Source organism: Roseospira marina (genome assembly GCF_014197855.1).
Classification (GTDB): domain Bacteria; phylum Pseudomonadota; class Alphaproteobacteria; order Rhodospirillales; family Rhodospirillaceae; genus Rhodospira; species Rhodospira marina.
On the sequence record NZ_JACIGJ010000016.1, the window covers coordinates 24,033 to 46,756 of the forward strand.

17 protein-coding genes are annotated in these 22,724 nt (G+C 66.4%); 7 read left to right on the forward strand and 10 right to left on the reverse strand.

All coding sequences use genetic code 11. The features are described 5' to 3' along the window. Positions 1-106: 106 nt before the first annotated feature. From GGD82_RS16865 to GGD82_RS16890, 6 genes are all read left to right on the forward strand, one after another. Positions 107-931, forward strand: coding sequence for a substrate-binding periplasmic protein (locus tag GGD82_RS16865; RefSeq protein WP_170284389.1), 825 nt, complete (start codon positions 107-109; stop codon positions 929-931). Continuing rightward, entirely contained in the window at positions 928-2,628 is a 1,701-nt protein-coding gene (locus GGD82_RS16870; protein ID WP_150063380.1) for a PP2C family protein-serine/threonine phosphatase, read from the forward strand. Before GGD82_RS16865 ends, GGD82_RS16870 begins: the two co-directional genes overlap by 4 nt. Positions 2,629-3,011: 383 nt before the next feature. Then, the gene (locus tag GGD82_RS16875; protein WP_184013309.1) at positions 3,012-3,995 is read left to right on the forward strand and encodes an HD-GYP domain-containing protein; all 984 of its coding nucleotides are present in this window, start codon (positions 3,012-3,014) and stop codon (positions 3,993-3,995) included. Positions 3,996-4,172: 177 nt separating this feature from the next. Then, complete coding sequence (locus GGD82_RS16880; RefSeq protein ID WP_150063382.1) at positions 4,173-4,382, forward strand: hypothetical protein; 210 nt, start codon at positions 4,173-4,175, stop codon at positions 4,380-4,382. Positions 4,383-4,829: 447 nt separating this feature from the next. After that, positions 4,830-6,362 (forward strand): acyl-CoA carboxylase subunit beta, encoded by a 1,533-nt coding sequence (locus GGD82_RS16885; protein WP_150063383.1) that lies wholly within the window; start codon positions 4,830-4,832, stop codon positions 6,360-6,362. Between the two features lie 65 nt (positions 6,363-6,427). Continuing rightward, positions 6,428-8,413 carry an acetyl-CoA carboxylase biotin carboxylase subunit gene (locus tag GGD82_RS16890; RefSeq protein WP_150063384.1) on the forward strand — a complete coding sequence of 662 codons (1,986 nt, stop codon included), beginning with the start codon at positions 6,428-6,430 and terminating at the stop codon, positions 8,411-8,413. A 75-nt stretch (positions 8,414-8,488) separates the two neighbouring features. Here GGD82_RS16890 and GGD82_RS16895 read toward each other — a convergent pair whose 3' ends face one another. After that, a complete protein-coding gene (locus GGD82_RS16895; protein WP_150063385.1) occupies positions 8,489-10,483 on the reverse strand; it encodes a methyl-accepting chemotaxis protein in 1,995 nt (664 codons plus the stop codon). A gap of 289 nt (positions 10,484-10,772) precedes the next feature. Here GGD82_RS16895 and GGD82_RS16900 point away from each other — a divergent pair, with 289 nt between their 5' ends. Then, positions 10,773-11,795 carry an isocitrate/isopropylmalate dehydrogenase family protein gene (locus GGD82_RS16900; RefSeq protein WP_150063386.1) on the forward strand — a complete coding sequence of 341 codons (1,023 nt, stop codon included), beginning with the start codon at positions 10,773-10,775 and terminating at the stop codon, positions 11,793-11,795. Between the two features lie 13 nt (positions 11,796-11,808). On the opposite strand, the gene lpxB is transcribed toward GGD82_RS16900, so the two are convergent. From lpxB to GGD82_RS16945, 9 genes are all read right to left on the reverse strand, one after another. Beyond that, positions 11,809-13,884, reverse strand: a complete 2,076-nt coding sequence (lpxB, locus tag GGD82_RS21475) for a lipid-A-disaccharide synthase (protein ID WP_311731977.1) — start codon at positions 13,882-13,884, stop codon at positions 11,809-11,811. 17 nt (positions 13,885-13,901) lie between these two features. Continuing rightward, on the reverse strand, positions 13,902-14,708 hold the full coding sequence (gene lpxA / locus GGD82_RS16910; RefSeq protein WP_150063387.1) for an acyl-ACP--UDP-N-acetylglucosamine O-acyltransferase: 807 nt from the start codon (positions 14,706-14,708) through the stop codon (positions 13,902-13,904). Positions 14,709-14,796: 88 nt separating this feature from the next. After that, complete coding sequence (gene fabZ / locus GGD82_RS16915; protein WP_150063388.1) at positions 14,797-15,267, reverse strand: 3-hydroxyacyl-ACP dehydratase FabZ; 471 nt, start codon at positions 15,265-15,267, stop codon at positions 14,797-14,799. Between the two features lie 163 nt (positions 15,268-15,430). Then, the gene (locus GGD82_RS16920) at positions 15,431-16,048 is read right to left on the reverse strand and encodes an OmpH/Skp family outer membrane protein (RefSeq protein WP_150063389.1); all 618 of its coding nucleotides are present in this window, start codon (positions 16,046-16,048) and stop codon (positions 15,431-15,433) included. A gap of 151 nt (positions 16,049-16,199) precedes the next feature. Then, a complete protein-coding gene (bamA, locus tag GGD82_RS16925) occupies positions 16,200-18,536 on the reverse strand; it encodes an outer membrane protein assembly factor BamA (RefSeq protein ID WP_246163971.1) in 2,337 nt (778 codons plus the stop codon). A gap of 105 nt (positions 18,537-18,641) precedes the next feature. Then, complete coding sequence (gene rseP / locus GGD82_RS16930; protein WP_246163972.1) at positions 18,642-19,745, reverse strand: RIP metalloprotease RseP; 1,104 nt, start codon at positions 19,743-19,745, stop codon at positions 18,642-18,644. Between the two features lie 46 nt (positions 19,746-19,791). After that, complete coding sequence (locus GGD82_RS16935; RefSeq protein WP_150063391.1) at positions 19,792-20,994, reverse strand: 1-deoxy-D-xylulose-5-phosphate reductoisomerase; 1,203 nt, start codon at positions 20,992-20,994, stop codon at positions 19,792-19,794. Between the two features lie 38 nt (positions 20,995-21,032). Then, positions 21,033-21,839 (reverse strand): phosphatidate cytidylyltransferase, encoded by an 807-nt coding sequence (locus GGD82_RS16940; protein ID WP_150063392.1) that lies wholly within the window; start codon positions 21,837-21,839, stop codon positions 21,033-21,035. A 27-nt stretch (positions 21,840-21,866) separates the two neighbouring features. Then, complete coding sequence (locus GGD82_RS16945; protein WP_150063393.1) at positions 21,867-22,607, reverse strand: isoprenyl transferase; 741 nt, start codon at positions 22,605-22,607, stop codon at positions 21,867-21,869. Positions 22,608-22,724 lie beyond the last annotated feature (117 nt).

A 22,724-nucleotide genomic window follows, 5' to 3' on the forward strand; every position in this document is an offset into this window, starting at 1 on the left:
ACGGATCATGGCCACGGCCACGGCGTCGGTTTCGGCAAGCGCGGTGGCGGCCCGCTCCGTTCGGGCAAAAGGGCGGCATCGGAGGCGCGCTGGGCGGATGGGGGGCGTGGCACGGCGTGCGGGTGTCGCTGTTGTGTGTGCGGGCATCCTGACGATGCTGGTGGGCCGGGTGGGTTTTGCGTCGGCCGAGGAGCCGGCGGACACTCGGTCCTCCTACACGGAGGTGCTCGTGGTCGGTGTGGAAAGCGTGGCCTATCGCCCGCTGTACACCGTCGAGGCCGGAACGTACGAAGGCTACGCGCGGGCGCTGCTGGATGCCTTCGCGGCGGATACGGGCCTGACGCTGGACTATCGGCCCATGCCGGTCACGCGCTTGTACGCAAGCTTTGCGGCGGGCCGGATCGACCTGAAATTCCCGGACAATCCCGCCTGGAACAGGCCCTTCCGAGACCAGCATGCCGTGGTGTACAGCGTGCCGGCGGTGGCGGTCCTTGATGCATCGGTGGTGCGCGCGGATCGGGCGGACCTGACCCCGGAGGCTGTGCGCACGCTCGGCACCGTCGTGGGGTTCAGTCCCTGGCCGTGGGCCGAGCGGATCACGATGGGGTCCGTGACACTTGTTGAGAATGCGGATTTCGTCTCCCTGGTGCGGCAAGTCCTGGCCGGTCGGGTCGATGCGGCCTACGCCAGCATTGCGGTGGTGAACCGGGTGCTGGACGTGGATCTCAAGCAGCCCGGCGCGCTGGTGGCCGCGCCCCATTTGCCCCAAGATTCCGTCGAATACCGTCTATCGACCATCGCGCGGCCCGACATCATCGGCCGCTTCGACGCCTGGATGGAGACGCAGGACGCGCGCGTGCGGGCCTTGAAAGCGGACTATGGGGTTGAGCGCGGTGTCAACCGTGACGGGAGCCTTGGGCGCGGGCCATGATCGAGACATCTCAGCCGTTGGATCCTCGCTCATCCTCGGTGCGCCGCCGCCTCTGGCGTGGCCTGACGCCGCGTCTGGCGCTGGTCACCCTACTGGTGGCATTGGTCGTGGGCGTTGTGGGCGGGGCGCTTGAATTGGCCCTGGACCTCCACGAATCGCGCCGCACCGCGCGGGAATCCCTCGATAACATCGTGAATTTAGTGCGGGCCTCCGCTGCCGAGGCGGCCTTTCAACTCAACCCGGGCGTGGCGCAGCGGGTGGTCGATGGTCTGGCGCGCAACGAGACCGTTGCCAGCGTGGACCTGCGTGACAACTTTGATGGCAGGCTGGCGCACCTGGAGCGGGATACGGCCGACGCGGACGCCGGGCCGGGCGTGTTTGGCGGCTTGTTCGCGGACATCAGCCGGAGGGAGGTCGCGCTGACCTACGATACCGGCGGCGGTGCGGAACTGGTGGGCACACTGACCATCACGCTGTCGCCGCGCGCCCTGGGGGAGCGCTACGCCTATCGGGCGTTCACCGGTGTCGTGGCGGGCGCGTTGCGCGCCCTGCTGATTTCGGCGGCGCTGGCTGTGGTGTTTGCCGTGGTCCTCATCCGGCCGCTGCTGCGGCTGTCCGCCGATATCGGGCGGGTCGACCCGACCCATCCCGGGGCGTCGTCCATCGCCATGCCGCGCGGTCACGCCGGGGATGAACTGGGGGACGTCGCCGGGTCCCTGAACGACCTGCTTGGCGCCTTTCAGAGCAGCCTGGATGCGCGCGACCGGGCCGAGGCCGCGTTGCGGGCGCTGACGGCCGATCTGGAGGAGCGCGTGCGCCAGCGGACCAAGGATCTCGAAGACGCGATGGATGAGTTGGCGGCCGAGAAGGATGAGACGGAGGCCGCCTTCGCCCGCCTGGACGACGCGCATCAGGCGTTGGAGCACGCTAACCGCATGGTGCTGGAAAGCATCCGGTACGCGCGGCGAATTCAGACCTCCCTGCTGCCGGACAAGGCGGCGATCGACGATCTCGTGCGCGAGGTCCATGTGTGCTGGGAGCCGTTGGATGTGGTCGGCGGCGATTACTTCTGGTTGGAGCGACTGGATGACGACACCGCCGTGCTGGCGGTGATGGACTGCACCGGCCATGGGGTTCCGGGCGCGTTCATGACCTTGCTGGTGGCCTCCGCCCTGGATCAGGCGCTGCACGATCGCCGGTTGCGCGCGCCGTCCGATATTCTGGCCGCGTTGGATGCCAGCGTGCGGGCGCGGTTGCGTCAGGACCACCCGGACTCGGACAGCGATGACGGCCTGGAGGCGGCGGTATGCCTGTGGAACCGCCGGACGGGGACTCTCACCTTCGCGGGGGCCGGGTTGCCGCTGCTGTATGCCTGTGACGGCGTGGTGCAGGAGGTGCGGGGTGATCGCGCCTGGCTTGGCTACCGCTCCCTGCCCACCGCGCCGGCCTTTACCGATCATGATATCGCGGTGCGGCCTGGGATGGCCTTCTACCTCCTGACGGACGGTGTGCCGGATCACATGGGCGGGCAGCCGCGCCGGCTGTTCGGACGGCGGAAATTGGGCCGTATTCTTCGCGATCTTCAGGGACGCCTTATGGCCGATCAGCTTGCGACCCTGCGCACGGCGCTGGAGGACTATCGGGGGCCGGAGCCACGGCGGGACGACATGACTTTGATCGGTGTTATACCACTATGACCTGTTATCAGATCTGATTTGGCGCGCGCGTCGCTTTACCTATGGTCGGGCCTGTGGAATGCTCGCCCTCTTTTTTTTAACAGTGGCAAGCCGTGTCCGATCCTTTGCATACGGAATCGAAGCTGTCCCAGGACGGGGGCGGTGGGGACCCCGCGGCGTCGACCGGGGCGTTGGCGGCGGCTGCGGCGCGGGCGGACGGTCGCCTAGACGCTTCGACGGCCGATGGCACGGCAGCATCGCTACCGACGGCGGGCGTGCGGCGGGAGGTCGCGCCGTGGCGTCGGACGGTCTACGTCGTCAGTCCGTCGCGGAAGCATCGTTTGACCGTCTCAGATGTCCTGGCGGGGCGTTATACTGTGCGGGTCTTCTGGGAGACGTCCCTGATGATCCTGGCCACGATGAAGCGCCGGCCGGATATCATCATCCTGGACGAGGCGGCTGTTCGGAGTGGGGCGGAGGCGGCTCTGAACCGGCTCATGGAGCATCCAACGCTCCAAACCGTGCCGCTGCTTGGTCTGGCGCAGGCGCCCCGGTCGGCCTTTACGGCTCTGCTGCGGGCGCGCGCGATACCCTTCCTGACCCGGGACGTGCGACCGGACGATCTGCTGTCGCTGGTCAGCGACATGATCAGCGACGGTGTTGAGCGAAACTGGATCACGATTGAGCCGGTCCAACGCAAAGCTCTGACCGATAGTGTGGCGATGTTCCGCACCGTGTCCCGTCTGGTGGTCGCGGGCGAAACGATCCCATACAACCACGTTCGGGAAAGCTGTGCGTCCCTGGTCACGGCCGTGTCCAATCGGAATGTTTTCAGCCTGTTATCCAGCGTGAAGGGGCACGACAATTATTCCTATGTTCATTCCGTTCGGGTTGCGACGTTTCTGTCGCATTTCGGGTATGAGTTGGGCTTGCGCGGCGAGGAATTATACACCCTGACCGCCGGAGGGTTGCTGCACGATATCGGCAAGTCGGCGATTCCCCATCACGTTCTGAACAAGCCCGGGCGGTTGACCGAGGGCGAATGGGCGACGATGCGCACGCACGTCGATGAGGGCCTTGCCATCATCGACCGCGTGGACAACGTGCCGCGCGGTGTTGTCACCATCGCTGCCCAGCATCACGAGCGACTGGACGGCAGCGGGTATCCGCGCGGTCTGAAGGGGGCGGACCTGAACGATCTGGCCCGCCTCGCGGCCATTGTGGATGTGTTCGGGGCGCTAACGGACCAACGCACCTATAAGGCGCCCCTTCCGGCGGACCGTGCCCTTGCCATTATGAGGGACATGACCGGGCATCTCGACATGGGTTTGGTTCGCCTGTTCCAGGACATGCTCATGAGCACCGACACGCTGCTCGACACAGGGTAGCCGGTCCTCCGATCGTCCTTCTGTGTTCACGGGCGGTATTTTGCACGGCACCGTCGGACCGTGTATTGCACCGCACACTTCTGCGGTGCGTCCTCGAATAGTCAAAATTTTAGGTTAAAGTATCTTAACGTTATGTTACAGTAACGCACTGAGGCGATCGTTGCGGAGGGGGGCTCAATGTTCACGCTGTTTCGATTGGTGCCGAAGCGGGATGCGATAATAGCGCATGTGCCCGTTTTGGTGGTGTCTCTGCTTATGGCCGAACTGTTCTACACCTTCGGCAGTTTTATCCTCCAATGCTTGGCCTTCCTGGCGACCTGGTTCCTGGTCGATCTGGTGGTGTCGGTCGTGCGCGGCGCATCGGGGGAATCCGAGCCGGGACTGTGAGTTCGCCACCTCCAAATGGACCGGCCATCCTGCTTTGGCGGGCGTGACGTCGTAACCGGCGCCGACTCGGCCGTTGTGGCCGCGCGAGGGTGCCGAAGGGGCCAAGGTGCGCGCGGTATGGCAGATCATCACCGTGGTTCTACGCGGATATCGCGATCTTTCTGCCCGGTCTTGGCCGGTCTCTCCAAGGCGCAAAACGCTTTTGTTGCAGGATAAATCGCGCGAGCTTATACCGTTTTGACCCGAGTGCCGCGCTGCGGTAAACGAGAGACGAGTCTCGTCCGAGCGCCGTAAGGCCCGGAGACATAACGAAATAAAGTACCGTTGCGCCAACGTATTCGATAACAGTCTTGCGTTTCCTGATGCTGCGCCGCATGGTGTCGCCCCGCGCCGCAATGTGGTGCCGTGCGGACACGGTCAAGGACGAGACGAGCAGGAACCCCAAAAATGCAGGACATCATTCGTCAGCTCGACGCCAAACGCGTACAGGCCCGCCTCGGCGGTGGCCAGCGGCGCATCGATGCGCAGCACGCCCGCGGCAAGCTGACCGCGCGGGAACGCATCGACCTGCTGCTCGACCCGGGCTCCTTCGAGGAGTGGGATATGTTCGTCGAGCATCGGTGCCACGACTTCGGCATGGATGAGACGCGCGTGCCGGGTGACGGCGTGGTGATCGGTCAGGGCACCATAAACGGGCGCCTGGTGTTCCTGTTCAGCCAGGACTTCACGGTGTTCGGCGGGTCGCTGTCGATGGCCCACGCCGAAAAGATCTGCAAGATCATGGACAAGGCCATGAAGGTCGGCGCGCCCGTAATCGGGCTGAACGATTCCGGCGGCGCGCGCATCCAGGAAGGCGTGGATAGCCTCGCGGGCTACGCCGAGGTGTTCCAGCGCAACGTGCTGAGCTCCGGCGTGGTGCCCCAGATTTCCATGATCATGGGGCCCTGCGCGGGCGGCGCGGTGTACTCCCCGGCGATGACGGATTTTATCTTCATGGTCGAGGACAGCTCCAACATGTTCGTTACCGGGCCGGAGGTCGTGAAGACCGTGACCCACGAGGAGGTTACGGCCGAGGAGCTGGGCGGCGCCATGACCCACACCGGTACGTCCGGCGTGGCCGACCTGTCGTTCGCCAACGATGTGGAGGCGCTGCTGTCGCTGCGGCGCTTCATGGACTTCCTGCCGTCGAGCAACCGCGAGGACCCGCCGTTCAAGCCGACCGAGGACCCGTTCAATCGCATGGAAATGTCGTTGGATACGCTGATCCCCGACAATCCGAACAAGCCCTACGACATGCGGGAACTGCTGGAGAAGGTCGTCGACGAGCACGATTTCTTCGAGATCGCGCCGCGCTACGCCCAGAACATGATCATCGGCTTCGGTCGCATGGAGGGCCGGACGGTCGGCTTCGTCGCCAATCAGCCGATGGTGCTCGCCGGGTGCCTGGATATCGACAGTGCGCGCAAGGGGGCGCGGTTCGTGCGCTTCTGCGATGCGTTCAACATCCCCATCGTGACCTTCGTCGATGTGCCGGGCTTCATGCCGGGTGTGTCGCAGGAGTACGGCGGCATCATCAAGCACGGCGCAAAGCTGCTGTATGCCTACGCCGAGGCGACGGTGCCGAAGATCACGGTCATCACTCGCAAGGCCTACGGCGGCGCCTACGTGGTCATGGCGTCGAAGCATCTGCGCGGCGATCTGAACTACGCCTGGCCGTCGGCGGAAATCGCGGTGATGGGGCCGAAGGGCGCGGTGGAGATCATCTTCCGCAAGGACCTGGACGATCCCGAGAAGATCGCCCAGCGCACCGAGGAATACCGCAGCCACTTCGCGAACCCGTTCGTGGCCGGCGCGCGCGGCTTCATCGACGACGTCATCATGCCGCACGGCACCCGCAAGCGTCTGTGCAAGAGCCTCGCCATGCTGCGCGGCAAGAAGCTTGAGAACCCGTGGCGCAAGCACGGCAACATCCCGCTCTGAGCCTCGGCCGATCGCCACAGACCCAGACGCCACGCACCGTACCGACCGAGGACCAGGGCACGACCATGTTCAAGAAAATCCTGATCGCCAACCGTGGGGAAATCGCCTGCCGCGTCATCAAGACGGCGCGCCGCATGGGCATCAAGACGGTGGCCGTCTACTCCGACGCCGATGCCGACGCCCTGCACACCCAGATGGCAGACGAGCGGGTGCACATCGGCCCGTCGCCGTCGGCCCAGAGCTATCTGGTCATCGACCGCCTCGTGCAGGCCTGCAGGGACACCGGCGCGGAAGCCGTCCATCCCGGCTATGGCTTCCTGTCGGAAAACAAGGCGTTCCAGCAGGCGCTGACGGCGGCCGGCATCGCCTTCATCGGGCCGGACGCCCACGCCATCGAGGCCATGGGCGACAAGATCACCTCCAAGAAGCTGGCCCAGGAGGCCGGCGTTACGACCGTGCCCGGCTTCATGGGAATCATCGACGATCCGGAGGAGGCGGTCCGCATCGCCGAGGAGATCGGCTTCCCGGTGATGATCAAGGCCTCGGCCGGCGGTGGCGGCAAGGGCATGCGCGTCGCCTACGATGCAGACTCCGCCCGCGAGGGCTTCGTCTCGGCCGCCAACGAGGCGCGCTCCAGCTTCGGCGATGACCGCGTGTTCATCGAGAAGTTCATCGAGCAGCCGCGTCACATCGAAATCCAGGTGCTGTCCGACGGCTCCAACTGTCTGCACATCGGCGAGCGGGAATGCTCCATCCAGCGCCGCCATCAGAAGGTGATCGAGGAAGCGCCGTCGCCCTTCCTGACGCCCGACGTGCGCGAGGCCATGGGGGCACAGGCGATCGCGCTGGCCCAGGCCGTGGGCTACAAAAGCGCCGGTACGGTCGAGTTCATCGTCGATAAGGACCGTAACTTCTATTTCCTGGAAATGAACACCCGCCTTCAGGTCGAACACCCGGTCACGGAAATGATCACCGGGCTTGATCTGGTGGAGTGGATGATCCGGATCGCCGCCGGCGAGCCGCTGACGCTGGCGCAGTCGGATATTCACTTCAAGGGCTGGGCGATCGAGTGCCGTATCTGCGCCGAGGACCCCTTCCGCAACTTCCTGCCGTCGATCGGCCGTCTGGCGTGGTTCAAGCCCCCGGCCGATGAAGACGGCTTGGTCCGCGTGGATGCCGGCGTCATGGAAGGCGGCGAGATCAGCATGTATTACGATCCGATGATCGCGAAGCTGATCGCTTACGGCGGCACGCGCGAGCTGGCGATCCGCCATATGCGCCGGGCGCTGGATGCATTCTACATCCGGGGTGTGGCCCGCAATGTGCCGTTCCTGTCCTCCGTGATGGGCAAGGATCGGTTCATGCGGGGCGACCTTTCGACCAACTTTATCGCCGAGGAGTATCCGGACGGCTTCCATCTGTCCGATCTGCCGCCGGACGACCCGACCGTCCTCGTCGCGGTGGCGGCCTGCGTGCACCGCAAGCACGTCGAGCGTGATGCTCGCATCAGCGGTCAGATGCCCGGGCACGAGAAGGGCGTGCGTGACGACTGGGTCGTGCGCCTGGGGGACACCAACCACCCCGTGACGGTCACCCTGCTGGAAACGGGATTCCGGGTGATCGTGGACGAGGAGCCGGTGGTCATCCGGACCGACTGGCGCCTGGGCCAGAGCCTGTTCAAGTGCGAGATCAACGGCCATCCGGAGTCGGTGCAGATCGACCGGCTGGGTGTCGGCTATCGGCTGTTCCACTCGGGCGCAACCGATATCGCCGTGGTGATGACGGCCGAGGCCGCAAAGTACGCCGCCCTGATGCCCAAGAAGGAGCCGCCGGATCTGTCCAAGGTCCTGCTGTCGCCGATGCCGGGCCTGTTGGTGTCGCTGCACGTCGAGGAAGGCCAGGAGGTCAAGGCTGGCGAGACCCTGGCGGTGATCGAGGCCATGAAGATGGAAAACATCCTGAAGGCCACGAGCGACGGTACGGTCAGCAAGCTGGCCGCGCAACCGGGTGATAGCCTGGCGGTGGATCAGGTCATCCTGGAATTCGCCTGATCCGGCGAGCACCGTCGTCCTGCCCCGCCCGTGACGATGATGCCGGGCGGGGTGGTGGGGCCGTAACGGAGACGGTCAGGTGACGACGTGAAGACCGGCGCGTCGCAGTTGGTCCACGTCGATGTCGTGGGTGTGATGAAAGGCGATGTGGACCCCCTCCGGGCCGAGGGCGACCACTTTCCCGTCCCAGGCCATCGACGACCGAGGCGCGCTGATGGAGACCCGCGTGCCGACCGCGAGGGACGGCAGCGGTTTCAGAAGGGCCCCACCGGCCGAAATGTCGATCAGTTCGCCGTCCCGGGTCTGGTGTCCATCGTGGACCTTGACGGGCGCGGACACGGTGAAGCGTTCGTACTGGCGGCGGTTGGTCTCCTCGGTCGAGGTCCGGATCGCCTGCACCACCGCGCCCTTCAAGTGGGTCACTGCCGCCGCAACGTCCGCCGACGCGCGGATCAGGTCCTGGGAGCGTGCCTCCGTGGTGCCGGCCTCGTCGGAGACGATCTGGATCTGGCGGGCGACGTCCTCGGCCGCGGTGGAGGCTTCGCTGACGCCCCGGCTGATCTCGTGCGTCGCCTCGGCCTGACTTTCCATGGCCTCGGCAATGGCGTTGGCGACCGTGTCGATCTCGCGCACCGTCGTCACGATGTCGTTGACGGCGGTCACCGCCCGTTCGGTGACCGCCGTGACGGACTGAAGCTGGTCGGTGATGCGCTTCGTCGAGGCGGCGGTCTGGTTGGCAAGCGCCTTGACCTCTTCGGCGACCACGGCGAATCCCTTGCCGGCGTCGCCGGCGCGGGCGGCCTCGATGCTTGCGTTTAGGGCGAGCAGGTTGGTCTTGGACGCGATGGCCTGAATAAGCTCCGCGATGTCGCTGATCTGCCCGACCTCGGCGGTCATGGAATCCAGAATCGCGCCGGTTTCGCTGCCCCGGTCGACGGCGCTGCGCGTCACGTCGGCGGTGCGGCGGACCTGAGCCCGGATCTCGCGAATCGACGAGGTTAGCTCCTCGCCGGCGGCCGCGACCGTGTGGGCGCTGGCCTGGGACTGGTTGGCGGCGGCGGCCACGGTCGAGGCGTTTTGTGAGACGACGCGCGCGCCCTCGGCCATGGCCTCCGCGTTGGCCCGCATGGCCTGGGAATGCTCCGCCACCTTTTCGACGGCCGCGTTCGATTCCGACTCCACCGCCGTCGCCATGCCGCGCAGGGCTTCCTCGCGCTGGCGACGTGCGATGAGTTGCAACTCCTGCTGCTCCTGCCGCGCGAAGGTCAAATGTGCGCGCACCGCGTTGAGCAGCAGAGTGATCCGCGTGAACTCCTTGATCGGCGAGGGCGTGACCACCTGACTGAAGTCGCGTAGCGCGAACCGGTCGAGGTGCCCCTCCACTTCGGCCATGGGGCCGCGCATGCCGGCGGCCACACCGAAGGCGGCCATGGCCGACACGAGGGCCGTGGCGGCCAACAGAAGCGCCGATATCAGCACCAAGTTGCCGGTGTTCGGGCCGGCTTCCGACAGGACCATGCCGAACTGGGCTACCATCAGGGCCAGGACGACGGCGAACCCGGCAATGGTGCGATTCAGGACGCTTCGGCTCAGGCGCTGGGCACGGCCCATCAGGGACAGGTCGACCACCTGACCTTCGCGAACGGTCAACCGGCCGGCGGTGTTGCTGTTGATGGCCTTGTACAGGGCGGCGGCTGCGTCGATGTCCGCGCGGCTGGGTTTCGTGCGTACGGAAATGTACTCAACGACCGCCCCGTTCTCCACAACCGGGGTGACGTTGGCGCGGACCCAGTAATGGTCCCCGCTTTTTGCACGGTTCTTGACGATGCCTTCCCACGGCAGGCCCTGCTTGATCGTGTCCCACATATCGCGGAACACGCTGGGGGGCATGTCGGGGTGGCGCACGATGTTGTGCGGCCGGCCCATCATCTCGTCGCGGGAATATCCAGCGACGGCGATAAAGTCGTCGTTGACGAAGACGATCTTGCCCTTCAGGTCCGTGCGGGACACGAGACAACGATCGTCGGGATAGTCGATCTCCTTTTGGGTGACGGGCTCGTTCACACGCATCGGTTCGACATCCTTGGCCCTGAAAAAGTGTAAAAATCAGAAGAGTTTGCAAGACTACGTCCTGGAATACCACAAGAGACGCCCTATGCTCATGGGTTTTTATGGCTGGGCCCATCGACGGGGTAGCGGAAAGGACCGGGGCCCGCGACCCGCCATGACCGCCATGACCGCCGTGGACGTCGCCGACCGGAGGAGTCAGGATACCCAGGCGCTGGCGGCGGCGGGGGGCCGCGCCTTGCGAACCGGGAGCTTGCCCGATCAAAGGGCCCGACCGAAGGGAGTGACGCGCATGACCCAGATCCCCGCCACGCTGATCCGGGGGGATGGCATCGGCCCCGAAATCGTCGACGCGGTTCTCGCGGTTCTGGAGCCGTTGGGCAATCCGTTCGCCTTCACGGAGGAATCGGCAGGCCTCGGCGCGCTGGAGGCCCACGGGGATCCGCTGCCGGAGGCCACCCTGGCCAGCATCCGCCAGACCAAGCTGGCGTTGAAGGGCCCCCTGACCACGCCGGTGGGCTCGGGGTTCCGCTCGGTCAATGTGCGCCTGCGCGAGGCGTTCAGCCTGTACGCCAACGTCCGCCCGTGCCGGACCATCGTGCCGGGCCGCTTTTCCGACGTGGATTTGGTTGTGGTGCGCGAGAACCTGGAAGGTCTGTACGTCGGTCAGGAGCACTGGATCCGGATCGAGGACGACCCCTATGCCGTTGGTGTCGCCACCGGGTTCAACACGCGGGCCTCCTGCCGCCGGATCGTCGAGTATGCGTTTGACTACGCCGTCAAGCACGGCCGGCGCACCGTGACCGTGGTCCATAAGGCCAACATCCTCAAGGTGCTGACCGGCGTGTTCCTGCAAGAGGCGCGGGCCGTGGCCAAGGCCTACGACGGGCGCGTGGCGCTCGACGAGCGGATCGTGGATGCCTGCGCCATGCAGTTGGTGCAGGATCCGTCCCGCTATGACGTGATCGTGACCACCAATCTGTTCGGCGACATCCTGTCGGATCTGGTGGCCGGCCTCGTGGGCGGCCTGGGCTTCGCCCCCGGGGCCAACATCGGCAAGGACGCGGCGATTTTCGAGGCGGTGCACGGCTCCGCGCCGGATATCGCGGGGCAGGGCAAGGCCAATCCGGTCGCGCTCATGCTGGCGGCCGGGCTGATGCTGGACCATGTCGGCCGGGATGACGACGCCCAACGCCTGCGGGCGGCGATCGCGGCGACGATCAGCGGGGGGACGCGCACAGCGGACATCGGCGGAACCGCATCCACGTCCGATTTTGGAAAGGCGGTTGCGCAGGCGATCCGCGCCGGGTCGTAAGACCGGCCGCCTCTCACGATCGGGCGGCGGCGCGCTCCAGGATACCGGCGATCACCTCCGCTGCGCGCGCGCTGGGGGTGGAGCCGTCATCGTGGCCCTCCAGCCGTGCCCGCGCGTCGGCCAGGGCCGTGCGTTGCGCGTCGGCTTCGGGACCGCCGTCAAGCAGCGGCGCCAAGGCGTCCACCAGCCGATCCGGTCGACAGTGTTCCTGCAACAGTTCCGGCACCACCAGCCGGTCCATCAGGATGTTGACCGGTCCGGCGTAGCGCAGCGGGGTCATGACGCGGAACATCAGGGCCGAGAGCGGGTTGACCCGATAGGCGATGACGTGGGGCACGCCCGCCATGGCCAATTCGAGGCTGACGGTGCCGGAGGCGGCGAGGGCGGCATTCGCGGCGGCGAAGGCGCCGTACTTTTCGGCCGTGCCGCGCACGGTCAGGACGGGCACCGGCCAGGCGGCGACCGCGGCTTCGACCGTCTCCGCGACCGTCGCGACCGTGGGCACGACCACCCGCAGGTTCGGCCTGGCGCCAGCCAGCCGTTCGACCGTGGCGCGGAACACGGGCAGCAGCCGCTCCACCTCGGTTCGGCGGCTGCCCGGCAACACGACGATCAGGGGAGCGTCGGCGGGCAGGCCGTGGGCGGCCCGGAACACCTTCGCGTCCCCGGCGTCGGCGCCCGACTCCGTGACCGCATGGCCGACGTGTGTGCAGGACAGGCCCAGCGGTGTGAAGTAGGCGCCTTCGAACGGCCAGAGCGTCAGCAGGTGATCGACGCGCGCGGCCACGGCGTGCTTGCGGTTCTCCTTCCAGGCCCAGACCATCGGTGCGACGTAATGCACGCGGGGGATCGTGGAGCCGCGCGCCTTCAGCGCCTCGGCCACCCGCCCGGTGAAGCCCCAGGAGTCGACCGTGACCACCACGGCCGGCTGTTCGTGCAGGATATGCTCGACCGTTTCCGTGATGCGGCGTTTGAGCGCCAGGGCGCGCGGCAGGACTTCCAGGAAGCCCATGATGGCGAGTTCGCGCTGTTCGATCCGGCTGGTTAGGCCTTGCGCGGCCATGGCCTCGCCGCCGATGCCCGCGAACCGGATGCGTCCGTCGAAGCGGGCGCGCAATGCCGCCATCAGGCGCCCACCCAGCAGGTCGCCCGACGGTTCCCCGGTGATGAGGTAGACGAGGGGGGGCGCGCCCTTTGGCGTGGGCGGCGCGGGGACCGGTGGCGTATCGGTCGTGATGGCGGCATCGGCCGTGTCGTCCTGAATTCCGATCAGGAACAGGCCCAGCGCGTCGGCGCGGGCGGCCATGGCCTCCGGCGCCAGAAGAAGGGTCGCCCCTGCCTCATACGCAATACCGCGCAGGCCGGCGCGGTGGGCGGCCTCGACGCTGGAGACGCCGAGGGTGGGAAGATCGGCCCGGGTGTCCTGGCCCGGCTTGCACAGTTTGACCAGCACACCGCCGGCGCCGTCCAGGCGCAACGTTCCACACCGCTCTAGCAGGGCGTCCGTGCCCTCCAGGGCCTCGACGCCCAAAACCACCCCTTGCTGAACCACCACCGACTGGCCCACGTCCACGGCCCCGAGGGCGCGCCCGACCGCAAGGCCCCGGCGGATGTCCGTCCAGGCTGCGTCATCCGGATCGTGCTGGCCTTGTCGCCCGGCTTGCCCCACCACGTCCCCGAGGAGGCTGGGCACCGGGTGAATCCGCAGGCCCTCCGACTCCATCTGCGCCATCACCGCGCGCAGCAAGCCGTCGTCGCCCAGCGCGCGCATGCCGACCCGGGCCACGAAGCGGGCGGTGTAGGCGTCCGGCCATAGACTCGTGAGGCTGGGACGCCGCACGCCGCCTGCCAGCACCAGGTCGTGGATGCCGTGTGTCCGCACATAGGCCAACGCCGAACCGCCCTGGCCGAGCCGATAGGTCTGAACGGGGACGCCGAGATGGGCATACACGGCCGGGTCGCCATGATCCTTGATGACCAGCACATGCAGCGGGCGACCCTCGCTCCGGCATCGCTCGGCGACCCGCAGCGGCAAATCGCCCCGGCCCGCGATCAGGGCCAGGGGGGTGTTCGGGGGCACGTCGGTCATCGGTCCGCGCGGGCGGATCAGGTCAGTTCGGTCCCGGGATGCGCCGGCCGGCACAGACCCCGGTCGGACTTGGTCCGGACAAAGTCGAGTACTTCCATGACCGGGGCCACCCCGTCGAAGCTGGCCGCGACCTCCTCCGCCTTGTCGGCGATAACGCCGTCGTCCTCGAACAGCATGCGATAGGCCGACCGCAGCGCCTGGATCTCCTCGCGGGAGAACCCCCGCCGCTTCAGGCCAATCAGGTTCAGGCCATGCAGGCGCGCCCGGTTGCCCATCACGGAGCCGAACGGGATGACGTCGGTCTCGACCCCGGAGACTCCGCCGACCATGGCGTGCTTGCCGATGCGGACGAATTGATGCACCGCACTGCCGCCGCCCAGGATGGCATGGTCTTCAATACGGATATGCCCGGCCAACAGGACGTTGTTGGCCAGGATGACGCCGTTCCCGATCTGGCAGTCGTGGGCCACGTGGCACCCCACCATGAACAGGCCGCCATCGCCTACGCGGGTGACGCCACCGCCGCCGGCGGTGCCGGGGTTCATCGTGACGTGCTCGCGAATCGTGTTGCCCGTGCCCAGGATCAGCTGGGTTTCTTCGCCGCGGTACTTCAGGTCCTGGGGAGGCGTGCCCAGGGACGCAAAGGGAAACACGCGGGTGTTGGCCCCAAGGTGTGTTCGGCCATCGACGACGACATGCGAGACGAGGGTAACGCCGGCGTCCAACGTGACATCGGGGCCGACGGTGCAGAACGGGCCAATGGTGACATCGTCCGCCACGCGGGCAGCGGGATCGACCACGGCGGACGGATGAATACTCGGCATGGGAAAGCGGATCCCCGTGTTCGGGTGAGCGCGGGCACGCCGGCCGCCCCGCGCGCGGCGGCCCGGCCCGGCGCGCGTGTTCGCGACTTTATTTATCCAGGATCATGGCCGAGAACGTGGCATCGGCCACCACGGTGTCATTGACGACGCCGCGTCCGGTGAACTTCCAAACGTTGCCACGGTTGCGTTGCTTGGTGACCTCCAGCCGAAGCTGGTCGCCGGGCACCACCGGTTTGCGGAAGCGCGCCGCGTCCACGCTCATGAAATAGACCAGCTTGCCCTCCGCCGAGGCTCCCAGCGTGGCCACCACAAGCACGGCGGCGGTCTGGGCCATGGCCTCGACCACCAGCACGCCGGGCATCACGGCCATGCTGGGAAAGTGGCCCTGGAAATGCGGCTCATTGTTGGTGACGTTCTTGACGCCGCAGGCACTTTCATTCAGCCGGACGTCCACCACCCGGTCCACCATCAGGAAGGGGTATCGATGGGGGATCATGTCGCGGACCCGGTCCGCCTCAATGACGATGCTGTTGTCCTCGACCTTTCCGAAGTCGTCCATCCCCTCAAGCCTTCCTGTCAAACCGGTCCCCGGCACCGGGCACGCCCACCGAAACAAAGCCTGTGTCCACACGCGGACACGGCGCCTAAGCGGCTCTTCGCCGCCGCGCACACAATATTACAGTCGGCGCTGAAGACAAGCCACGGCGCGCGTCCGGGGCACATTACTGGCCGCCGTCGCCCTGCGTCGGCAGCGCGGCCGGGTCCGGGAAGGAGACCTTCGGCAGCCGCTCGTTCAGGCGGGCCAGGACGTCGTCGGTCATTTCCATGCGCGGATCGAACAGCGGCACCTGCGACCGGTACAGAACCAGGTTGATGCCGCGTTCCGCCGCGACCTCGTCCGCGACCACCGTGATGGTCTGCTGGACCTGGGACAGGGCGATGGACAGGGCCCGCTCCAGGTTGCGCCGCCGCTCGGCGACACGGCGTTCGAAAGTGGCGACCTTGCCACGGAACGCCTGCGCCTTCTCCTGCAACTCGGGGCTCGGCGCCTCATTGGGGCCGATGGACAGGCTGCGCTGCTCTTCGCGCAGGGCCTGCTCTTCGGCGGCGGTTTCGCGGTTGTAGGCCTCCAGATAGGACTGCCGTTCCTTTTCGACCCCTCGCGCGGCCGAGGAGTCCTGCAGGATCCGCTGCATGTCGATGATGCCGATGGCCGCGTTGGGGAAGGGATCCTGTGCGCGGGCGTCGGATGCTGGCAGGGTCGTCACGGCGGCAACCGCGATCACCAGGGCCAGGATGGCCGGGAACGGGCGCGTACGAAAGAACGACGGGAACATCATCACCTCGGTTGGTCGAAAGAGGGGGGGCCGCCCACGCGCGGCCCCACGGGTGCCGGACGCACTCTAGACCGGCGCGCCCGGCGAAGGCCAGAGCCATAAATGTGGCGGACGTTCGCGAGCGCGACCGGTGTGCCTGGCGGGGGGCTCGGTCCTAAAAGCGCGACCCGAAGCTCAAGCGGAAGAATTCCTCTTTGTCGTAAGGCTGTTTGACGACCGGCACGGCCAGGTCCACGTTGACTGGGCCGACGGGCGAGGTCCACAGGAAGCCCATGCCGACCGAGCCGCGCAGGGCCGTGTCCTGGTTCAGGTCCTCGTCCGGCACGCCGTCCGGTTCGCCGGACAGGCCCCAGTCGGTGAATATCTTGGCGCCGAGTCCCAACTCGTCCGGCAGGCCCAGGGGGACGCGAAGCTCCAGACCGCCGTCCACCATCCAGTCGCCGCCGAGCGCGTCGCCGGTCGCCCGGTCGCGGGCCGAGGCGCCGGACTGCTCGAACCCACGCAGATTGCTGCCACCCAGGAAGTAGCGGTGACGGATGGAGACATCCTTGGACAGCCCGACGATGTAGCCGGCGTGGCCTCGGACTCCGAGCACCCAGGTTGGATCCCAATTCAGTTCGTCGCCGAGCGGATAATGGTACGACCCGTCCACGTCCGTGCGCAGGAATCGGGCGTCGCCGCCCAGGCCGGCGACATCGTTGCCGATCTCGAATCGGAAGCCTTCGGTGGGAACGATCCGGGAGTCGCGGTCATCGTAGGTCAGCGAATGGCCGATCATCGACAAAACCTCGACGCCTTCCTGCTCCTTGATGAACAGGGAGGCATCGTCTTCAACGTCAAAAATATCCTGGCGTTGCAGGGTGTACTTGTAGTCATGCCGCCAGCGATTGGAATACTTGTACCCGAACCGGAGCGCGCCGCCCTGCTGCCGGACCTGGTGCGAGCTTTGGTCCTCCAAGTCTTCTTCCGTGGCGAACAGGTCGAAGCCCGCCGACACCGGCCGGTCCATGAAATAGGGTTCGGTGAAGCTCAGCTCCACCTGACTGCGGCGTTGCGCCCAACTGACACGCGCCGACAGGTCCTGACCGCGTCCCAGCAGATTGCGCTCGCGCACACCGACCTCGACCATGGCGCCGACGCTCGACGACCACCCGACGCCGAAGGACAGCTCGCCCGTGGACTGCTCCTCGACCTCGACGCGGATGACCGTCCGGTCGGGCTTGTCCACGACCGGCTCGTTGTTGACCTCGACGGATTGGAAGAACCCGAGGTCTCGGACCCGCTGGCGCGATCGCCGCAGTTTGGCGGAGTTAAAGGCGTCGCCCTCGACCAGCTGGAATTCGCGCCGGATGACCTCATCGAGGGTGCGCACGTTGCCCTCGATCTCGATGCGGTCGACGAACACACGCGGCCCTTCGCGTACGTCGAAGGTCAGGGAGATGGTGTTGGCCTCGCGGTCGCGCTCGACGCGCGGACGGACATCGACGAAGGCGTAGCCCAGCGAGCCCACCATGTCCGTGATGTTCTGAACCGTCTCCTCGACCCGGTCGGCGTCGTACCAGTCGCCTTCCTCCATCTCCAGTGTCGGCGTCAGCATCTCGGGCGTCAGGTCTTCGAGGGTCGTTTCGATCCCGACGCTGCCGATCCGGTAGCGGTCGCCTTCGTCCACCGTGACGGTGATGAAAAAGCTCTCGCGGTCCGGCGTCAGTTCGGCGACGGCGGAGCGCACCTCGAAGTCGGCGTAACCGTTGGCGAGATAGAACCGACGCAGCAGTTCACGGTCGAACGTCAGGCGGTCGGGGTCAAAGGTGTCCGAACTGGACAGCAAGCGGTACCAGCGCTCTTCCTTCGTCGCGATGACGTCGCGAAGCGAAGAATCACTGAACGCGCTGTTGCCGACAAACGTGACGCGGCGCACGTAGGTGGCCGGCCCCTCGTCGATCTCGAACACCAGATCGACCCGGTTTTGCGGCAACTCAATGATCTTGGGATCGACGGAGACGGCGTAGCGGCCGGACCGCCGGTAGACGTCGAGGATGCGCTTCACATCCTCCTGCACCTTGGCCCGCGTGTAGACCGTGCGCGGGCGCATCTGGACCTCGGGCGCCAGCGCATCGTTCTGGATGCGCTTGTTGCCCTCGAAGGCAACGCGGTTGATGATCGGGTTTTCCACCACGACCACCACCAGATCATTGCCCTCGCGGCGCAGCGATACGTCCGCGAACAGTCCGGTCAGAAACAAGGCCTTGAGGGAATCGTCAATGCGGCCGCGGTCAAACGGGTCGCCCTCGGTGACCCGGAGATAGGTGCGGATGGTGTCGGGCTCGATGCGCTGGGCGCCCTCGACCAGGATCCGTTCGATCACCGGTCCGCCCTGGGATCCCGTGCTCGGGCCGCTTTGGGCAAAGGCGGGAGACACCGAAAGGGGCGCGGCGACAAAGGTCGCGGCCCATGTCAAGACAAGCAGCCCCGCCGCCAAAATCGTGCTCACCGTCCTCAACACATCCCCCCGCATTCCGTCGAGACCGGCACGATACGCCGTTGTCTCCGCGCCGTCATCCTGTGGTCGCCACTGACCGGGACCATCCGTTAGGCATCAGCCTTCGAGGAACTGATGAACCTCGCGGACGATGTCATTCCAGGTCACGAACACCATCAGGGCCACGATGATGGCAAGCCCGACACGGAAGCCGTATTCCTGAGCCTGCTCGTTCAACGGACGTCCCCGAACGGCCTCAATGCCATAAAACAGAAGGTGGCCGCCGTCCAGCACGGGTATGGGGAGAAGGTTGATAAGGCCGAGATTGACCGAAAGAAAAGCCGTGAACAACAGCAGGCTGACAAAGCCCAGTTCCGCGACCTGACCGGACATTTCCGCGATCCGCAAGGGGCCGCCCAGGTCCTCCGTGCCGCGCTCGCCGGCGATCATCTGGCCGACGCTGATGACGGTCGCTTCCGTCAGGCTGTAGGCCTGCGTGAACGCCGCGACCACGGCATCAACCGGGCCGAGGCGTACAAGGTCATCCTCGCTGCTGCTGGCCGAGATGCCAAGAACCGCCTGCTTGCGGGTTTCGCCCAGCGAGTCCGTCACCTCCTGAATATGCGGCGTCGCCATCAGGGTCAGCGTCTGGCCGTCTCGCTGAACGGACAGCTCCAGAGCGGCCCCGTTCGACAACGGCACAAGGTGCTGCAACTCTTCGAAGCGCTGAATCTCATGCCCGTCCACGGCCAAAATGCGGTCGCCCGGTTCCAGGCCCGCTTCCGCCGCGGCGCTGTCCGGTAGCACATCCGCGATGACGGGCGGCGTGGCCATCTGTCCAAACGCCGCGTAGATGATCGCAAAGACGACAATGGCAAAGATCAGGTTGGCAGCCGGCCCGGCGAAGACAATGGCAATGCGCTGCCAGACCGACTTGTAGTGAAAGGCGACCTTCTTCTCGTCGTCGGTTAACTCGGCCTCCTCGGCCGTTGCGCTGCTCGCGTCACCATCACCGAAGAACTTGACGAACCCGCCCAAGGGCAGGGCCGAGACCTTCCATCGTGTGCCGTGCCGGTCGTTGAAGCCCACCAGCTCCGGCCCGAAGCCGATGGAAAACACATCGACGCGGACGCCGTTCCACCGGGCCACCAGGAAGTGGCCCATTTCATGGACGAAGACGACGATGCTGAGGACGACGAGGAAGGCGAGGACGGCAGTCACGGCGGCGGCGTCTTTCGTAAGGGGCCGAGGGATACGACGGTGCCGGTCAGGCCGCCGCCGCCTGGATCAAGTCCGCGCATACGGCGCGGGCGTCACGATCAATGGCCAGAACATCCTCAAGGGAGGTCGGGGCCGCGTGCGGCACGCGCTCAAGCGAGCGTTCCACCAACGCGGCGATGTCCAGGAACGCGATCCGGCGAGCGAGGAACGCGGCCACGGCCACCTCGTTGGCAGCATTGAGGATAGTGGGCGCGGCCCCCCCTGCCTTCAAGGCTTCACGCACCAGTCGAAGGGCCGGAAAACGCGTTTCGTCCGGGGCCTCAAACTGAAGCGTGCCAATCGTCCCGAGGTCCAGACGCGCCGTCGGCGCCTCCATCCGGCGTGGCCACCCGAGGGTGAAGGCAATGGGGGTTCGCATGTCCGGCGTGCCGAGTTGGGCCAGCACCGATCCGTCGACGTATGACACCATCGAATGAATGACGGATTGCGGATGCACAAGAATGTCGATCCGATCGACGGGCATCGCGAAAATGTGGTGCGCCTCGATGAACTCCAGCCCCTTGTTCATCATGGTGGCGGAATCCACGGAAATCTTGGCGCCCATGGACCAGTTGGGATGCGCCACCGCCTGTTCCGGCGTAACGGCCACCATCTGCTCGCGCGTCCAGGTGCGAAACGGGCCGCCGGAGGCCGTCAGGATGATGCGGTCGACGCGGCTTCTTTGTTCGAAATCAAAGACTTGGAAAATAGCGTTGTGCTCGCTGTCAACCGGCAGGAAGGTCGCGCCCTTGTCCGAGACCGCCGTCATGAACAGCTCACCCGCGCAGACAAGGCACTCCTTGTTGGCCAGCGCGATGGTGGCGCCACGGTTGACCGCCTCCAGTGTCGGCTCCAGGCCGGCGGCGCCCACGATGGCCGCCATGACCCATTCGGCCGGGCGTGCGGCGGCATCCTTGAGCGCCTGAGGGCCGGCCGCGACCTCGGTGTCCGTGCCGGCCAACGCCTCCTTAAGCGCCCCGTAGTGTGCCGGATCAGCCACCACGGCGAGCCGGGCATTGAAGGCGCGCGCCTGGGCAGCGAGGGTCTCGACGTTGCTGTTCGCGGTGAGGGCCTCGACCTGATAGCGGCCGGGGTTGCGTCCGATCAGGTCCAGCGTGTTGGTGCCGATCGAGCCCGTAGAGCCGAGGACCGTCACCGTGCGGGGCGCGCCGGATTCCGCGTCGCCGAGAGGGGCCGTCGTGCGTCCCACACCGGGCTCCGTCGCACCGGGGCCCCTACCAATCAAGCCTACCACGTCTGGATCCCTCCCTCCGCCGCGAGCACGGCAATCGCCAGAGCCGGCGTTGCCGCGATAAGACCATCCGCCCGGTCCAGCAGACCACCGTGACCCGGAATGAGGTCGCCACTGTCTTTGACCCGGAACCGCCGTTTAAAGGCCGATTCAAACAGATCTCCGCCCTGTGAGACAATGCCCAGCAGAAGCGCGAGGCCCGCAATGTCCACCAACGCGTCGGCGCCCATCATCCAGGCGGCACCAACGCCAACCACTGCGGCCGACCCAACCCCGCCGATCAGACCGGCCCAGGTCTTGTTCGGGCTGACGCGCGGCCAGAGACGGGGGCCTCCGATGCGGCGCCCGAAGCCGTAGGCCGCGATGTCCGTGGTCCAGACCACCAGAAACAACCAGAGAACGGTTTGCCAGCCCGCGTCCAGGCGAATCCAGGCCAACCCGATGGCGGGCACGCCAATATAAAGACAGCCCGCCGCGATCCACAGGGGGCGGCGCCGGTCCACGTCGACCCGATAGAAGGCGACCAGAAGGCCCAGAGCCGGTGCCAGCAGTGCCCAGGCGCCGAACGGGTCCACCAGAAGGGGCGCTACGGCGACCAGCGCCATCAGAACCTTGCCGAGCCCGCCGCGCCGCCCGCAGCACACGGTGCTCCACTCCCACGCCACCACCACAGCGGCGACGGCGACCATCAGGTCGAACCAGAGGCCGCCCAGAACGACGGCGAGAATAGCCACCGGCCCCAGCACCAGGGCCGACAGCACACGCGCGCGCAGTGCATCGCGTTTGCCCTTGTCGGACGTCATCGGGTTGGCCGTCATCGGCGTGTCGGCCTACCCGGAAACGGCGCCGAAGCGCCGGTCCCGTGCGCGGAACTCGTCCAGGGCCGCCGCCAGATGCGCCTCGCCGAACTCGGGCCATGGCGCATCCACGAACACAAGCTCAGCATAGGCGATCTGCCACAGAAGGAAGTTGCTGATCCGCTGTTCCCCGCTGGTCCGGATCAGAACGTCCGGATCGGGCATGTCGGGTGCGTACAGAGCGGCGCAGACCTGGGCCTCATCAATGCTGTCGGGCGACAGGTGGCCGCTCTGGACCGCCTCGGCCAGATGGCGGGCAGCGCGCACAATTTCCGCGCGTCCGCCATAATTCAGCGCGATCGTGAGGTTCAAGCGTGTGTTTGCGCCGGTCCGCCGTTCGGCCTCTTCAATCAGACGCAGTATGTCCGCACTGAAGCGGTCGCGTTCGCCGATGACTCGAAGCCGAATCCCCTCACGCTCCAGCTCGTTCATGTCACGCCGCAGGTACACCCGCAACAGACCCATCAGCGTGGACACTTCCTCGATCGGACGGCGCCAGTTCTCCGAGGAGAAGCCGAACAGGGTCAGGTGGCTGACGCCGAGGCGTACCGCGCCCGTGACCGTAGCACGGACCGCCTCAGCGCCCTTCCGGTGGCCTTCCGTCCGCGCCAGCCCGCGGGAGCGCGCCCACCGGCCGTTGCCGTCCATAATGATGGCGACGTGCAAGGGATCGGGGGGCCCGTCGTCGGATTGGGGTGCTGGGATGTGCGACATGGAGGGTTCCAGGGAGAAGAGCGGGGGCCCACGGCGGCGCGGCATGCCAGAACCGCGCCTTTAACGGTACACTACAGAACGGCACCCGAACACGCACGGTCTGCGTAACATTCGCTC

What these genes read in the sequence shown, in the direction of transcription:
- GGD82_RS16870 (WP_150063380.1), top strand. Translation starts at nt 928, where the DNA reads ATGATCGAGACATCTCAGCCGTTGGATCCTCGCTCATCCTCGGTGCGC.
- GGD82_RS16875 (WP_184013309.1), top strand. Translation starts at nt 3,012, where the DNA reads ATGATCCTGGCCACGATGAAGCGCCGGCCGGATATCATCATCCTGGAC.
- GGD82_RS16880 (WP_150063382.1), top strand. Translation starts at nt 4,173, where the DNA reads ATGTTCACGCTGTTTCGATTGGTGCCGAAGCGGGATGCGATAATAGCG.
- GGD82_RS16885 (WP_150063383.1), top strand. Translation starts at nt 4,830, where the DNA reads ATGCAGGACATCATTCGTCAGCTCGACGCCAAACGCGTACAGGCCCGC.
- GGD82_RS16890 (WP_150063384.1), top strand. Translation starts at nt 6,428, where the DNA reads ATGTTCAAGAAAATCCTGATCGCCAACCGTGGGGAAATCGCCTGCCGC.
- GGD82_RS16895 (WP_150063385.1), bottom strand. Translation starts at nt 10,483, where the DNA reads ATGCGTGTGAACGAGCCCGTCACCCAAAAGGAGATCGACTATCCCGAC.
- GGD82_RS16900 (WP_150063386.1), top strand. Translation starts at nt 10,773, where the DNA reads ATGACCCAGATCCCCGCCACGCTGATCCGGGGGGATGGCATCGGCCCC.
- lpxB (WP_311731977.1), bottom strand. Translation starts at nt 13,884, where the DNA reads ATGACCGACGTGCCCCCGAACACCCCCCTGGCCCTGATCGCGGGCCGG.
- lpxA (WP_150063387.1), bottom strand. Translation starts at nt 14,708, where the DNA reads ATGCCGAGTATTCATCCGTCCGCCGTGGTCGATCCCGCTGCCCGCGTG.
- fabZ (WP_150063388.1), bottom strand. Translation starts at nt 15,267, where the DNA reads ATGGACGACTTCGGAAAGGTCGAGGACAACAGCATCGTCATTGAGGCG.
- GGD82_RS16920 (WP_150063389.1), bottom strand. Translation starts at nt 16,048, where the DNA reads ATGATGTTCCCGTCGTTCTTTCGTACGCGCCCGTTCCCGGCCATCCTG.
- GGD82_RS16940 (WP_150063392.1), bottom strand. Translation starts at nt 21,839, where the DNA reads ATGACGTCCGACAAGGGCAAACGCGATGCACTGCGCGCGCGTGTGCTG.
- GGD82_RS16945 (WP_150063393.1), bottom strand. Translation starts at nt 22,607, where the DNA reads ATGTCGCACATCCCAGCACCCCAATCCGACGACGGGCCCCCCGATCCC.